14 protein-coding genes are annotated in these 14,709 nt (G+C 66.2%); 7 read left to right on the forward strand and 7 right to left on the reverse strand.

Annotated features, from left to right (window positions below; translation table 11 throughout):
• The first annotated feature begins 61 nt into the window (after nucleotides 1-61).
• Nucleotides 62-3,505, forward strand: a complete 3,444-nt coding sequence (locus VKP62_03760) for a methylmalonyl-CoA mutase family protein (GenBank protein MEB3196299.1) — start codon at nucleotides 62-64, stop codon at nucleotides 3,503-3,505.
• A 51-nt stretch (nucleotides 3,506-3,556) separates the two neighbouring features.
• On the opposite strand, the gene VKP62_03765 is transcribed toward VKP62_03760, so the two are convergent.
• Nucleotides 3,557-4,144 (reverse strand): DUF192 domain-containing protein, encoded by a 588-nt coding sequence (locus VKP62_03765; protein ID MEB3196300.1) that lies wholly within the window; start codon nucleotides 4,142-4,144, stop codon nucleotides 3,557-3,559.
• Between the two features lie 94 nt (nucleotides 4,145-4,238).
• Between VKP62_03765 and VKP62_03770 the strand changes: the two genes are divergently transcribed.
• Nucleotides 4,239-4,517: a hypothetical protein gene (locus VKP62_03770; GenBank protein ID MEB3196301.1), complete on the forward strand. Its 279-nt coding sequence runs from the start codon at nucleotides 4,239-4,241 to the stop codon at nucleotides 4,515-4,517.
• The gene (locus VKP62_03775; GenBank protein MEB3196302.1) at nucleotides 4,514-5,287 is read left to right on the forward strand and encodes an enoyl-CoA hydratase/isomerase family protein; all 774 of its coding nucleotides are present in this window, start codon (nucleotides 4,514-4,516) and stop codon (nucleotides 5,285-5,287) included. The genes VKP62_03770 and VKP62_03775 overlap by 4 nt, the downstream gene beginning before the upstream one ends.
• Here the strand turns inward: VKP62_03775 and VKP62_03780 are convergent.
• The gene (locus VKP62_03780) at nucleotides 5,278-6,078 is read right to left on the reverse strand and encodes a PD-(D/E)XK nuclease family protein (protein ID MEB3196303.1); all 801 of its coding nucleotides are present in this window, start codon (nucleotides 6,076-6,078) and stop codon (nucleotides 5,278-5,280) included. The genes VKP62_03775 and VKP62_03780 overlap by 10 nt on opposite strands.
• A gap of 3 nt (nucleotides 6,079-6,081) precedes the next feature.
• Entirely contained in the window at nucleotides 6,082-7,872 is a 1,791-nt protein-coding gene (locus VKP62_03785) for a serine hydrolase (protein ID MEB3196304.1), read from the reverse strand.
• A gap of 31 nt (nucleotides 7,873-7,903) precedes the next feature.
• Here VKP62_03785 and VKP62_03790 point away from each other — a divergent pair, with 31 nt between their 5' ends.
• The 4 genes from VKP62_03790 to VKP62_03805 all read left to right on the forward strand — a co-directional run bounded on the left by VKP62_03790 (nucleotide 7,904) and on the right by VKP62_03805 (nucleotide 11,092).
• Complete coding sequence (locus tag VKP62_03790) at nucleotides 7,904-8,881, forward strand: dipeptidase (protein MEB3196305.1); 978 nt, start codon at nucleotides 7,904-7,906, stop codon at nucleotides 8,879-8,881.
• Between the two features lie 2 nt (nucleotides 8,882-8,883).
• A complete protein-coding gene (coaE, locus tag VKP62_03795; protein ID MEB3196306.1) occupies nucleotides 8,884-9,516 on the forward strand; it encodes a dephospho-CoA kinase in 633 nt (210 codons plus the stop codon).
• 3 nt (nucleotides 9,517-9,519) lie between these two features.
• Nucleotides 9,520-10,014 (forward strand): tRNA adenosine(34) deaminase TadA, encoded by a 495-nt coding sequence (gene tadA, locus VKP62_03800; protein MEB3196307.1) that lies wholly within the window; start codon nucleotides 9,520-9,522, stop codon nucleotides 10,012-10,014.
• Between the two features lie 349 nt (nucleotides 10,015-10,363).
• Complete coding sequence (locus tag VKP62_03805) at nucleotides 10,364-11,092, forward strand: amino acid ABC transporter ATP-binding protein (protein MEB3196308.1); 729 nt, start codon at nucleotides 10,364-10,366, stop codon at nucleotides 11,090-11,092.
• 8 nt (nucleotides 11,093-11,100) lie between these two features.
• On the opposite strand, the gene VKP62_03810 is transcribed toward VKP62_03805, so the two are convergent.
• From VKP62_03810 to VKP62_03825, 4 genes are all read right to left on the reverse strand, one after another.
• On the reverse strand, nucleotides 11,101-11,661 hold the full coding sequence (locus VKP62_03810; protein MEB3196309.1) for a 7-cyano-7-deazaguanine synthase: 561 nt from the start codon (nucleotides 11,659-11,661) through the stop codon (nucleotides 11,101-11,103).
• Between the two features lie 69 nt (nucleotides 11,662-11,730).
• Complete coding sequence (locus tag VKP62_03815) at nucleotides 11,731-13,044, reverse strand: adenylosuccinate synthase (protein ID MEB3196310.1); 1,314 nt, start codon at nucleotides 13,042-13,044, stop codon at nucleotides 11,731-11,733.
• A gap of 163 nt (nucleotides 13,045-13,207) precedes the next feature.
• Nucleotides 13,208-14,008 (reverse strand): EF-hand domain-containing protein, encoded by an 801-nt coding sequence (locus VKP62_03820; protein ID MEB3196311.1) that lies wholly within the window; start codon nucleotides 14,006-14,008, stop codon nucleotides 13,208-13,210.
• Between the two features lie 140 nt (nucleotides 14,009-14,148).
• A complete protein-coding gene (locus tag VKP62_03825) occupies nucleotides 14,149-14,529 on the reverse strand; it encodes a hypothetical protein (GenBank protein MEB3196312.1) in 381 nt (126 codons plus the stop codon).
• Nucleotides 14,530-14,709: the final 180 nt, after the last annotated feature.

Raw genomic sequence — 14,709 nt, forward strand, 5'->3', positions numbered from 1 at the left:
GCGCGTGTTAAAATTCTGAAATCCGCGCCCGTCGCGGCCCAGAATCTTTCGAGGAACCGCTGTGACCGCCGAAGCTCCCGCGCCGTCTTCCTCCCGTCCCTCGCCCTACACGCCGACCTCCAACGTTCGGTTCGTGACGGCGGCGGCCCTGTTTGACGGACATGACGCTGCCATCAACATCATGCGCCGCATCCTCCAGGATACGGGGGTTGAGGTGATCCACCTCGGCCACAATCGCTCGGTGGCGGAGGTGGTGGAGACCGCCATCCAGGAGGACGCCCACGGCATCGCCATTTCCAGCTACCAAGGCGGGCATATGGAGTACTTCCGCTACGCCGTGGAACTCTTGCGCGCGCGCGGGGCCGGCCACATCAAGGTCTTCGGCGGCGGGGGCGGGGTGATCGTACCGGCCGAGATTGCCGAGCTTGAAGCCGGCGGCGTGACCAAGATTTTCTCCCCCGAAGATGGCCGTACTTTGGGCCTACAGGGCATGATCGACCAGATGGTGGCGGCCTGCGACTACCCCATGGCCGAGCACCCCTTGCCAGATCCGTCTGCCGTCACGGCCGCCAACGCCAAGGCCGTGGCGAGGGTGATCACGGCGATCGAGGCCGGCGTCGCGACGGACTGGCGACAGGCCCTCACCACCGCTCAGAGCCCGCGCCGGGCCCCGGTCCTGGGCATCACGGGCACGGGGGGGGCGGGCAAATCCAGCCTGACGGACGAGCTGGTGCGTCGCCTGCTGCGCGATTTTCCCGACAGGCGGGTGGCCATCCTGTCGGTGGATCCCTCCAAGCGCAAAACCGGAGGAGCCCTGCTGGGCGACCGCATCCGCATGAATGCGATCTACGATGCACGCGTGTACATGCGCTCGCTGGCCACCCGCGCCGCGCACGTGGCCACCTCCGGCGCGCTGGCGGAGGCGATCGCCGTGACCCGCGCGATCGGTTTCGACCTTGTCATTGTAGAAACTGCCGGCATCGGCCAGTCCGACTCTGCCATCATCGATCTCGTGGACGTTTCGCTCTATGTCATGACCTCCGAATTCGGGGCCGCGAGCCAGCTCGAGAAGATCGACATGCTTGATTTCGCCGACGTGGTGGCGATCAACAAGTTCGACAAGCGAGGCGCCGAAGACGCCTTGCGGGACGTCAAAAAACAGTATCAGCGCAACCACAAGCGATTCTCCGAGCCGGCGGACGCCATGCCTGTGTTCGGCACCGTGGCTTCCCAGTTCAACGATGCGGGTACGAACTGGCTGTACGTGAATCTGCTGGACGTGTTGGCCCGCAAAACCGGCGAGGCGTGGCATCCCGACATCGAGGTCACGGACCGTGACAGCCGACGCCAGGCCATCATTCCCCCGGAGCGGGAACGTTACTTGGCTGAGATTGCGGACGCCGTGCAGGCGCACAAGACGGACGCGCGTCAACAAGCAGCCCGCGCCAGCGAGGCCTATGCCTTTGCGGCGGTGTTGCAGGCCTTGGGAGACCCGGTGCCGCCACAGGCACAACTCTACGCGCCGGACAGTCTCAGCGATGCGAAGCTGGAACCCGCCGTTCGGCTGCTTCGCCAGCGCTACCAGGCCGCCTTGCTCGACCTCGACCGAGACCATCTGGCTCTCCTGCAGGCCTGGCCGGACCGCGCGCGGGCCCATCGCGCCCCCATTCACACCTACGAGGTGCGCGGGAAGACCATTCAGGTGGAGAACACCACCCGCACCTTGTCCGGGCTGGAGATTCCCAAGGTGGCCGTTCCCGATTACCGAGACTGGGGAGACCTGCTGGCCTGGCTCCTGCTGGAGAACGTCCCTGGGCAGTATCCTTTCACCGCGGGAGTCTTCGAGTACAAGCGGCAGGGCGAGGACCCCACGCGCCAGTTCGCGGGGGAAGGCACCCCGGAGCGCACCAACAAGCGCTTCCACTACCTCTCCGCCGGCCAGCCTGCCATTCGTCTGTCGACGGCCTTCGATTCGGTGACGCTGTATGGCGAGGACCCGGCCACGCCGCCGGACGTGCTCGGCAAGATCGGCAATTCGGGCGTCTCGATCTGCACGCTGGACGATGCCAAGAAGCTGTATTCAGGGTTCGACCTGTGTGCGCCTTCGACCTCGGTGTCCATGACCATCAATGGGCCTGCGCCCGTGATTCTGGCCTTCTTTCTCAACACCGCCATCGACCAGCAGGTGGAAGCGCACCTGCTGCAAACGAACCAGTGGGAACAGGCGGAGGGCCGAATCCAGGCCTATTTCCGCGAAAAGGGTCTGGCTGCACCAGTCTACCGGGGCAGCGACCGGCCAGAAGGGGACCGCCTGTTCGGCCTGAGAACCCTCGGGGTAACCGGCGATATGCTGGTGTCGCCGGAGGTCTACCAGGACATCAAGGCCCGCACGCTGAGCAACGTGCGGGGGACGGTGCAGGCCGACATCCTGAAGGAGGATCAGGCCCAGAACACCTGTATTTTCAGCACCGAATTCGCGCTGCGCATGATGGGCGACGTCCAGCAGTATTTCATCGACCACGCCGTCAAGAACTACTACTCCGTGTCGATCAGCGGATACCACATCGCGGAGGCCGGAGCGAACCCCATCAGTCAGCTGGCTTTCACGCTCGCCAATGGCTTCACCTATGTGGAGTACTACCTGAAGCGTGGTATGGCCATCGATGATTTTGCGCCCAACCTCAGCTTCTTCTTCTCGAACGGGATCGACCCGGAGTACGCGGTGATCGGTCGCGTGGCCCGCCGCATCTGGTCCACCGCCATGAAGCGTCGATATGGAGCCAACGAGCGGTCACAGAAGCTGAAGTATCACATTCAAACCAGCGGGCGTTCGCTGCATGCGCAGGAAATCGACTTCAACGACATCCGGACGACGCTGCAAGCGCTGTACGCGATTTACGACAACTGCAATTCTCTGCACACCAATGCGTACGATGAAGCCATCACGACCCCGACGGAAGCGAGCGTGCGCCGCGCCATGGCCATCCAACTGATCATCAATCGGGAACTGGGTCTCGCCAAGAACGAGAACCCCCTACAGGGTGCCTTCGTGATTCAGGAGCTGACGGAACTGGTGGAGGAGGCGGTGCTGCTCGAGTTCAGACGCCTGTCTCAGCGGGGTGGTGTGCTGGGGGCGATGGAAACCATGTACCAGCGTGGCAAGATTCAGGATGAATCGATGCACTACGAACACCTCAAACACACGGGCGAACTGCCCATCATCGGGGTGAACACCTTCTTGAACCCGCAACCCGTGTCCTATGGTGACCGCATCGAATTGATTCGTTCGACGGACGAGGAAAAGCAGCAACAGATCGACAATCTGGCCGCCTTTCAGGCCCGCAACGACGAGCGGGCATCCCAGGCGCTCCAGCAGTTGCAAGCGGTCTCGGTCTCCGGGGGTAACCTTTTCGAGGCCCTCATGGAGACCGTCAAAACGTGTTCTCTGGGCCAGATCACCCGTGCCCTCTATGCCGTGGGCGGCCAGTACCGCCGCAACATGTAGGCCGGTGGTGTCAGAGGCGAAACAGGTCCCGCTACCCGACCAGATCGGCGCTCAGCGAACCAGCTGGATGGCGGCTCCCTTGGCCACGCCCCATTCCTGCGCACTCCCGGCCGGCACCTCAAGCACGTAATCGACCGGAACGCCCGGCCCAAACACGGGGCACGGTTCATCAGGCACACAGGGCTGCGCGGCCTCATAAAGGTCGATGACCCGGCCGTCTCGAACAAACAGGACGTCGATCGCAAAGTTCATGTCCGGCATCCAGATGCCGGTCCGGGAGGGCGTGTCGAATCCCAGCACCAGACCGGTCCCGCGTGCCAGGCAAGGGCGCCCGCTCAGGCCTTTGGTGCGACTGGCTTGATCCCAGGCCACGTCGACTGGTATCCGGCGGCCCGCCAGTTCCACGTAGGCGCGCGAGCGCGTGGGTTCGCACGAGGCCGAGGGGGCGGGGGCCCTGGACGGCGCAGCCGCTCCCACCGGTGAGGCCATCATCGGGACCGAGGCTTGGGGCAGACCGGTGGGTAGTCCCGAGCCCGACGGGTTCGTGACTGGTTGCAGGCCAGAAGGAGCGGGACCTGGGCCCGAGGCCGAGAGTTGACACGCGGACAGGCAAAGCAGGGACAGGTAGATCAGGCGCACGAAGGACCCTCCGGAGCCATCCTACCCGCGATCGGTTTGATGATACGATGACCGAGTTCACGTGGCCGTTCTTCCCAGCCGGAGTACCGAGCGTATGCCCAACGACCCTGTCGCCCCCCCCGTCCCCGCCGAGGTCGAGGCGTGTTTTCGCGAACTGGCCGACAGTGTCGCGGAGCAAGACTGGCAACGTCTGGTGGCGGGGACCACGGATGCGGTGCTCAAGCGTCTGGCAGCCTGCGGGGCGCTGGATGGCGCATCACCCGAAGCACTCGCCCAGGCCTATCCGGCGCTGGGCCAGTTGCTGGTGGACCATACCAATGTGGCGCTGACCCTGCTGGCAGCGGCCCGTAGCACGCGAGGGGAGCAGGGATGAACGTCACGCTGGCACAGGAAGGGGCGATCGCCCACCTGACCCTGGCCCGCCCGGACAAGCTCAACGCGATGACCCACGCGATGGGCGATGAACTGTCCGCGGCCGTGCAGCGTATCGCGCAGACTCCAGGCGTTCGTTGCGTGCTGCTGTCTGCCGAGGGGCGCGCGTTTTCTGCAGGCGGAGACCTCGCCTTCCTGGAAGCCAACTTGAGCCGCAGCGAAAGCGAAAACCAGGCGGACATGCGGGCCTTCTACGACAAGTTTCTGTCCATCCGCGACCTGCCCGTTCCCACGGTGGCGCTGATGCAAGGCCGGGCAACAGGCGCGGGGCTTTGCCTGGCGCTGGCTTGCGACATGCGCCTCGCCGCCACGGATGCGGCCCTCTCGTTCAATTTTGTGCGTTTGGGGCTTACCCCTGGCATGGGGGGAACCTGGTTGTTGCCGCAGCTCGTCGGCCTCCCCACGGCTCTGGACCTGGCCCTGACGGGTCGCACGATCGAGGCGGGAGAAGCCCTTCAGCTCGGTCTGGTGCAGCGCGTGGTGCCATCCGACGCGCTGGCCTCGGCGGGTCAGGCCCTTGCCCGCGAGATCGCATCCGGGGCCCCGCAGGCGATCCGGCAGACCAAGGCGCTGCTGCGCCGCGCAGCCGGCACGAGCCTCGCCGAGGCCCTGGATGCGGAGGCTGCGGCGCAGGCCATCGCCTTTCAAGGCTCCGAATTGCGCGAGGGCTTGGCCGCCCTGCGCGCCCGCCGTGCTCCCGCTTACGACTGAGACGGCGCTTCGGCGGTCACGACCGGCCCCTCCGCGCCAGGCAACTCAGCGGCAGTGGTTTGCAACCATGGCACACACCGATGCTGGTAGTCACAGAACACGCAGCTGGCAGCCGGACGAGCCACGAAATCATCGTCTGCCGCCAGTTGCCTGGCCAGGTCGAGGGCTTGCTGCAGCGCCTCGTCCCAGGCCTGCGCGGACAGCATAATGTCGCGATTCCCCCCTCTGAGCGAGGCTAACACCACCCGGTCCGGGGGTTGGCCCAGCGCGCTGCGCGCGATCAGCTGGCGATAGACCGCCAGTTGAAGCAGGGTCCCAGGCGGCAACCCTTGCGCGTCGGAGTGGCCGGACTTGTAGTCCACCAGCACCAACTCCCCATTCGCCTGGCGATCGACGCGATCCACGATCCCGCGCAGCGGTATCCCCTCCACGGTGGCTTTGAGGCGTTGCTCCACCATCAGGGTCTCGCCAGGCGGAGCGGCCGCCTCAGCATCGAGGTAAGCCGCGAGCATCGTGACGGCATCCCGACGCGCGGCAGCCGACGCCTCGGGAGAGCTGAAATCCGTGTCGGCCCAGGCAGATTCCAGCTGTGCGATGGCCGTGGCCGGGCTGCCGGTGCGAAAACCGCCCTGCCGATAGAAGACCTCCAGGGCCCCATGCAGGTTGATCCCCACCACCTGGGAGTCGTGGGTCCGGCGCGGGACCCGCACCACATATTGATGGTAATAGCGTCTGGGACAGCGCTGATAGACGCCCAGCAGAGACGGGCTGTAGCTCCGCGGGGGGTGCATCGTTCAGGCGACGGGAACTTCCAGCGGAAGCGGGCTGCGCCCCCCGCCGCTGAAACTGGCCCGCAACTCGGCGTCGAAAATCGGTGAGGCCGGGTCAAAGCTATTGATCGTCACGCAGCCCGGCTTGGCAGCCGCGTGAATGAAGCGGTGATCACCCAGCCAGAGCCCCACATGCCCGGGGAAGAACAGGGGATCGCCCGGCCGCAGGTCGGCCGGGTCGGCGATCGCCGGCAAGCACGCCTGCTGCTGGTCGGCATCTCGCGGCAGGGCAATCCCCATCACCGCGTGACCCAGCTGAACCAACCCGCTGCAGTCGATGCCCCAACCGGTGGCGCCGCCCCACAGATAGGGCAAGCCCAGAAAGCGCTCGGCAAAGGCCAGCAGGCCTTCTCGACCGCCGATCTCGCCGCGCGGGCGAACCTCCATGGCCGAGAGCCCGACCTCGCTGCCATCAGGCAGCTCATATCGCTGGGCGCCGACGGCGCGCACGAGGCTTCCCGCAGAAAGCTGCAGCACGCGCCCGTCCGAGCTGCGGACGGTGACCAGCGGAGCTGCCACGATCGTGTCTGGTTGCCAATCGTCGCGGGCGGTGACGTTGTTGGCCTTGCCCCACGCGACGTATCCATCCGGCGCCCGCAGCAGCCACCAATCGCCCTGCACCTCGAGCAGGTCCAGACGCTCTCCCAGGCGGGCCTGGCTGACGAGCTCATGGTGGTGCCCGGGGCCCTTGCGCAGTTGCAGGCAGGGCACGTGCACCACCCCTGGCCGACCGGTCAGCAGGCGAGCCCCGAGCCGCAGGCCCAATCCCGGGGGCGGGGCGACCAGCTGCACCTCGGTGCTGTCCCCCAGCAAGACGAGTTCCCCGGCCTGCCAGGCCAACGAGAGGCTGTCATGGCCGAGCCTCGGGTCCGGCAGATGCGTGGTTCGCGCCACCTTGAGCCAGGCCTCCGCCACGGCCTGCCGACTCTCCTGCTGGGCCAGCTGCGTCGAGACAATCGTCATGATCGTCGCCATCAGCGCATCCGTCGCGGCTTCGCCACCTTCAGGGTGCGACACCATCACGGCGATCGCCCAGGCCTGATCATCACCGACCAGGCCGGCATCGTGGCGCCATCCGGGCAGCTCGCCGGTCTTGTGAGCGAAGCGCACGCCCGCAGGCAAGCCGGCGGCCAGCTTCTCGCGCTTTCGCTGCTGGCCGAGCAGGCCCAGCAATTCCTGGGTCAAGGCGGGCGGCAGCAAGCTTCCCCGCGCCAGTTCCACCAGCAGCGTCACCATGTCGGTCGCGCTGGTGAGGTTCTCTCGCCCTTGCAGCCGGGCCTCTCGGTCGAGCATGAGGCGCCGGAGCTGGGTGTCTCTGAGGTCCAGGGCCTCACAGAGGGGCGCGATGGCCGACAGCCCCAAGCGTTCGATCAAGGCATTGGTCGCGCTGTTGTCACTTTCCGTCAGCTGGCGATCGATGATCTTGCGCCAGGTGAAGCGGGCACCTGCGGGGGCCTGACTCAGGTGGTCGAAGTCAGCCTCCTCGTCATCCCGGTAGGGTTTGACCGGCACTGTTTCATTGAGATCCAGACGGCCCTCATGGGCCTCCGCATAGGCGGCGATCGCCAGCGGCACCTTGATCAGACTGGCCGCCGGCCAGGCCTCTTCACCGAGGCGCCAGCGCACGTGGGTATGGCGATGCCAGACGGCCAGGTTCACGCGCCCGTCGAACCCTTTCCACGCGGCTTCGAGTTCCGCTAGGATGGGCGCGGGGGGCGCAGACCAGGGACCGGGTTGCGGGACGTCAGCCGTCACGGGTGCATCTCCTGAGAAAGGTCATCCAAGCGTGAACAAAGCTTCATCCTACCACGAGCGCGCGCAGGCCTTGCACGCCGCGCACACCGTCGTCGACGCGCACTGCGACACGATTTCCCTGGTTCTCGACGAGGGGCTGGCCTTCCTGGAAGGGGATCCCCGCAGCCAGGTCGATTTTCCGCGGCTGGTGACAGGCGGCATCGGGATCCAGGTCCTGGCCTGCTGGAATGAGCCTGAGCACCTTCATCACGCCGCCTTCGCGCGCTGCATGGCGAAGGTGGGAGCCTTTCACCAACTCGCGCGCAAGGGCGGCCTGCGCCTGATCACGCGCCCGGAAGACCTGACGGGTTCCGGGCCGGCCTTCGTGTTGTCGATGGAAGACGCCGCCCCTTGCATGGGCAGTCGCGCCCATCTTGAAGCGCTCTATGCCGCCGGCGTGCGCATGATCGGCTTGACCTGGAACGGCCGCAACGAACTGGCCGACGGCGTGGGGGTGGGGCCGAAGCCGGGCGGGTTGACGGACGTGGGGCGCCACCTGGTCGAGGCCATGGGGGAACTGGGCATCGTGGTCGACCTGGCCCACGTGTCGGAGGCCTCCTTCTGGGACGTGCTGGAAGTGGTCGAAGGGCCGTTGGCCGTCTCCCATGCGAACGCCAAGGCGGTCTGGAACCATCGCCGCAACCTCACGGACGATCAGATTCGGGCGATCGCCCAGCGCGATGGCGTGATCGGAGTGACCTTCGTCCCCTCCTTCCTCAGCGGAGATCCAGCCAGCATCGACGATGTGGTCCGCCACATCGACCATATGGTGGAAGTAGGCGGACCACGCGTCGTGGGCCTGGGTTCCGACTTCGACGGCATCGCGGAACCGCCGGCGGGCCTGGCCGACATCAGTTGCTTGCCGGCCCTCACGGCCGCCCTGCTGGCCCGCGGCTACGACGAGACGGTGGTGCAAGGCTTTCTCGGCGGTAACTGGCTGCGGGTCTTTCGTGCCGTCTGGAGATCCTGAGGATGCGAATCATTGGCCTGACGGGTGGCATCGCCTCGGGCAAGACTGCCGTCTCGGACATCCTGGCGAGCCTCGGGGCCGCCATCATCGATACCGACATGCTGGCCCGAGAGGTGGTGCAGCCAGGTCAGCCAGGCCTGGCGGAGGTGGTCGCGAGTTTCGGCCCCGAGGTCCTGCAGGCCGATGGGCAGCTCAATCGCGGCGCCCTCGCCCAGCGGGTGTTCGCGGATGAGGAGGCACGACAGCGCCTCAATGGCATCCTGCACCCGCGCATTCGCGCCTTGACGGCGGAACGCCTGACCGCCGCCCGAGCTGCTGGGCACCACGCCGCCGCGGTGCTGGTGGTGCCTTTGTTGTTCGAAAATGGCCTGGAGACCACGGTCGAAGAAAGCTGGGTGGTCGACGTGCCGGAAGCCCTTCAGCGCGATCGCCTGGCTCATCGCGACGGCCTGACGGCGGGAGAGGTGGACGCCCGCCTGGCCAGCCAGATGTCGCGGGCCGAGCGCCTCGCGCGGGCCGACCGCGTCATCCTGAACACCGGCGACCGGGCCCAGCTGCGCGAGGAGGTCCTGTCCACCTGGCGGGCAGCTGGTTTGCCGCGGCCGACTCCGTGCGAGGAAGGCGCAGCCCACTGACGCATGGCGGAGCGTCACGCAACCTACATGGACCTGGCGATCGCCGAAGCCCAGCAGGCGGCCCGGGTGGGCGACGTCCCGGTCGGGGCGGTGCTGGTCCATGCGGGCGAGGTGGTCGGACGCGGGCATAACAGCCGGGAACATCGTCACGACCCGGTCGGCCACGCCGAGATCAACGCGATCAGACAGGCCGCCCGCCGGCTGGGGCGCTGGAGACTGACCGGCTGCGTGCTTTACGTGACGCTCGAGCCCTGCCCCATGTGCGCGGCCGCCCTGGTGCAAGCCCGTTTGCCGCTGCTGGTCTACGGGGCCAATGATGCCAAGCTGGGTGCGGCCGGCAGTCGTTACAACCTGGTGCAGGACCCTCACTTGCACCATCACGTCGAGGTGATTGCCGGCGTGCGGGAAACCCAGTGTGAAGTCCTGCTCCGAGACTTTTTTCGGCGCCATCGCGGAGACGCGGAGGGATTCTTTCCTGCGCCCGACGGCCCCGGATAAAGCACGGCCCCGCTGGCCCCCTGCGAGTCCGACCGTCTAGACGGAGATCTGCAATGCCAGGAAGGCGAGCGCACAGAGAACGAACAGGCATTCGATCACGCCACGAACCCTCCTGAGCACCAGTTCCCAAGCTCGACCACAGGTTCCGATTGCCACCATCCAGCCCCCCGACCCGGAGGGTGGCGCTCGCCAAGGGGAGCGCGTGAGTTGCCGCGGATTCCGTAGTGTAATCCAAGCCGGGCCAAGATGTAAAGATTTTTTAAGAATTTACGTAATACATCAGCGATTGACTGCCAAAGCCAGGACCACGGCCCATCAGGGTAAAATGGAGCCACGCGGGAGGACGGGAATGATCACATTCGAGCGAGTGTGCAAACACTACGGACCGATCCAGGTGCTGCACGACATCTCGGTGCGCATCGAGGCCGGGCAAAAGGTGGTCTTGATCGGGCCCAGTGGTTCCGGCAAAAGCACGATGCTGCGCTGTATCAATCGACTCGAGGAGGTGTCATCCGGACGCCTGATGGTGGACGGGTTCGCCATCCACGACCCCCGCACCGACATTCGGGCCGTGCGGGAGGAGATCGGCATGGTGTTCCAGGGATTCCACCTGTTCCCCCATCTCAGCGTGCTCGACAACGTCACCCTGGCCCCGATGACGGTCCGGCGGACGCCGCGCGAAGCGGCTGTCGATCAGGCCCTGGCGCTGCTGGACAAGGTGGGAATGGCGCACAAGGCGCACGTCTTTCCCACCCAACTCTCAGGCGGACAGCAGCAACGCGTGGCGATCGCCCGGGGCCTGGCCATGAAGCCGAAGGTCATGTTGTTCGATGAACCCACCTCGGCCCTAGACCCCGAAATGGTTCAGGAGGTCCTCGAAGTGATGACCAGCCTGGCCGATGGCAGCATGACCATGGTGGTCGTCACCCACGAGATGGGTTTCGCGCGCAGCGTGGCGGACCGCCTGCTTTTCCTTGACGGCGGGCGCCTGGTGGAGGACCGCCATCCGGCGGCCTTCTTCGACCAACCCGAAACCGATCGTGCCAAGCAATTCCTCAACAAAGTGCTGACGCACTGACGGCGGCTTCAGCCGCTGCCCAGGGCGGCCCTCAACTTGCGTCGTTCCTGGCATCCTGCACATTCGCCACAGGCCTGCCCTTGCTCACACGCAGGCGTCGAGCGCCAGTCGACGCCCAGCCAGTCGCCCAGACGGGCCAGATCTTGGGGCCCCAGGTGCAACATGGGCACCCAGAGTTCGCAATCGTAGCGCTGCATCGCCTCCGCCGCCGCGTGCCACAAGTCGCCTGAGACGCTCGCGTCCCGGAACGCCGGCAAGACGATCGCACGCAAGCCCTCGGCCTGAACCGCTTGCAGCAGCGCCCCCCAGGCCGCGGGATGATGCCAGTCAGCAGCAGCCTCCAGCCAGACCACCTCCGACCACGCGTCAGGCAGCAGGAGGCTGGCGTGCTGCCGCGGCACGAACAGCCTGGTCGCGCGTCCCCCATGCGCCAGGTAGGCGCGCGTCACCACCGACGCCAGTCGACCGTCCCAACCCAGCGCCAATGCTTGCGATTCTGAAAATGGGCAGGCAGTTGGCCAACGCCCCAGCGGCGGAACGCCGACGGGAGCCCCACCGTTCGTGAACACGGGATCACCGTTCATTTTCGCTCGAAAGTCCTCGCGATGAGGGTCGCACGCCTCTGGAAGCGGACGAGGTCAGAAGGCGGCCAATCGGCGACGTGCGCCGCGAAGCGGACACTCTTCCACCATGGTGGCCTCTCGCTCCGGCCCGACGCCCACCATGACGATGGGCCGCCCCACCAGGGTTTCAATCCTCGCCAGGTAAGCCTGCGCGGCTGCAGGCAGATCCTCCCGGCGGCGCACGCCCGCGGTCGGGCAGTTCCAGCCCGGCCATTCCTCATACTCCGGCTCACAGGCGGCCAGGTCGTCAGCGGAATCAGGCATTTCCAGGAGGCGCTCCCCCCGCAGCCGATAGGCCACGCAGATCTTCAAGGTCGAAAAATGGTCCAGCACATCCAGTTTGGTGACGGCCAGACTGTCCAGCCCGTTGACCCGCACGGCATGCCGCAGGACCACCGTATCAAGCCAACCACAGCGCCTGGCCCGCCCGGTCGTGGTGCCGAACTCCGCCCCCTCACGGCGTAACTTGTCGCCATCCGCGTCGTGGAGTTCGGTCGGGAAAGGGCCTGCCCCCACCCGCGTCGTGTAGGCCTTGGCCACCCCCAGCACCCGGTCCACCGAGGTCGGGCCCAGCCCCGTTCCCAGGCACGCCCCGGCGGCCACGGGATACGAGGAGGTGACGAAGGGATACGTGCCGGCATCGAGATCCAGCATCGTGCCCTGCGCTCCCTCGCAGAGCACCGCGCGCCCGGCATCGGCCGCTTCAGCCACGCGCGGCGCCACGTCGCACAGAAAGGGGGACAGGCGTTGCCCGTAGGCGAGGTATTCCTGCACGATGGCCGCTTCGTCCAGCGGCGACTCTCCGTAGACCTGGGTCAGGATTGCATTCTTCAAGGGCAGGATGTCGGCGAGGCGGGCCCGGAAACGCGCCGCGTTCAGCAAGTCGAGCAAGCGGATCCCGGAGCGGTTGACCTTGTCCGTATAGGTCGGACCGATACCACGACCGGTCGTGCCGATCGCCGCCTTGCCTCGCCGCCGTTCCTCCGCCAGATCGAGCACCCGGTGGTAGGGCATCGTGACGTGAGCCGCGCGCGCAATCTGGAGCTTGGCGAGCGAGACCCCGCTGGCCTCCAGTTCCTGCAACTCCAACAGCAAGGCGGCCGGGTCCACCACCACCCCAGCGCCGATCACGCAATCGACTGCCGGGTAGAGGATGCCAGACGGCACGAGGTGAAGCTTGTAGGTGCGGCCATCGGCCACCACCGTATGCCCCGCATTGTTACCGCCTTGGGCGCGCACCACCATGTCGGCCCGCGCGGCCAGCAGGTCGATGACCTTCCCTTTGCCCTCGTCGCCCCACTGAGCGCCCACGACCACCACGGTTGCCACGTCTCGTCTCCTTCGGGCCGCAGCCCACCCTTCGTGCAGAACGAAGGCCAGCACCAGCGGCATGATGCCCCAAATTCAAGCGAGTCGCCAGGTCCCGGCGACGCTCCCGGAGAAGCCAGGCCCAGACAGGACAGGCCTCGCCGAGGCGAGGCCTGTCAGGGGGTCAGGGGCGCTTCTTGCCCGGAGGCGCCGGCACGGGGGCGGCCGGTGGCGCAGGCGGCGCAACGGGCGGCTCACCAGGGGCCAAGGCCGGGTCCTCAGCCGGCGGCGCGGGCGGCACGGGGGGCACATTGGGGTCTTCGGCGGGCGGGGCCGAACCACCGCCAGGCGTTCCTCCGAGCGCCTCGATCACGCACTCGACGTAGAGGTCTTCGAACTCGGCCTGGCCCAGCTTGCCATCGGCCACCTTGTCGGCAGCGGTGAAGGCCGCGTCCGAAACTTTGGCCACCTTCACCGTGATGCCCAGACGGGCATACTCAAAGCTGAGGCCCAGACGCTGCAGGTCGCGGTTGCTCAGCTCGCGATTGGCCAACATGCCATCGCGTGGCGAGTGGTCCAGCCGATCGAAGGCGCGCTTGAGCGCCCCCCGCACCCGCTCGGTGAAGGCCTTGGGCGTATCACGGAAGAAGAACAGGTGGGTGGTGGCGTAAGACTTGAATTCGCTGAACGTCAGCTTGCCGTTGCGGTTCCGGTCGGCCTTGCGGAAGTCATCCATCGTGAGGTTGGGGCCAGCCTCGTACTCGTCGATGGCCTTGTTGGCATCCTTGTCGAGTTTGGCAAAGATGGCCTGGTGGATGCGCGCCAGCCCCTTCATCAGCGTGTTGGTGGCTTCCGCCTCGGCGATCGCCGCCGAGCGGTCGACCGCCAGCGACGTGGGCTGAACACCGCACCCGCTCAAGGCAAGAACGGACACGAACGCCACCAGGCAAATGGAGCGCTTGGACCGGAAAGTGGACGGGCGCATCGACGGTTCCTCCTCAAGACAATCATTTCGCAGGGCCCCCTCAGGGGTCCTCCCGCAACCTTATGATTGTCTTATGGAAGATAACCTTTTGTTACTTGTGTGTTAAGGAACGAATTTTTTGACGCCCGATCTGGAGGGTTTCAATGGGTCGCCCTGCGACGGCATTCCGAGGCAAAGGCCTCGGCACTCCATTCATCGGAGGACTCGTCATCGGCCGCCGGCTGGGATTCCACCAGCCAACGCGGAGCGAGTGCCCGCAAGACCGGGTGCCCCGAGCGCGACAGAACCTCCGCCGCTTCGAGACCGGGCAGGAAGCGATGGCGCCGCACGTCCATGATGAGCAGGGCCGCATCCAAGGTCTCGAGCACCGCCTCGACGTCGGCACAGTGTGAAACGACCTCCCGGATCGCTTCGCAAGGCAGCAAGACGAAGTAGTGACCATCGATGCGGTCGATCAAGGCAAGCGCGTGACGCTGACCAAGGTGGTCTTCCAGGGTAATGTGGCGATCAAATGCGAACATGATGCCCCCCCGACTCCGCTGCAAATGGCTCCAGCAGGCGCGCCTGAGCGTTCTCAGCGTATCCGTCCTATACCCGCACGTGGCGCCTTCTACCTCAACCAAACGTCAATTTGCCCGTTGTTTTTTCGGCCTCAAGCCAACCCGCTGAGGGCGCCCCGGTGTCACAGCGAGGCCCGCCGC

This window comes from Candidatus Sericytochromatia bacterium, assembly GCA_035285325.1.
GTDB lineage: Bacteria > Cyanobacteriota > Sericytochromatia > S15B-MN24 > JAQBPE01 > JAYKJB01.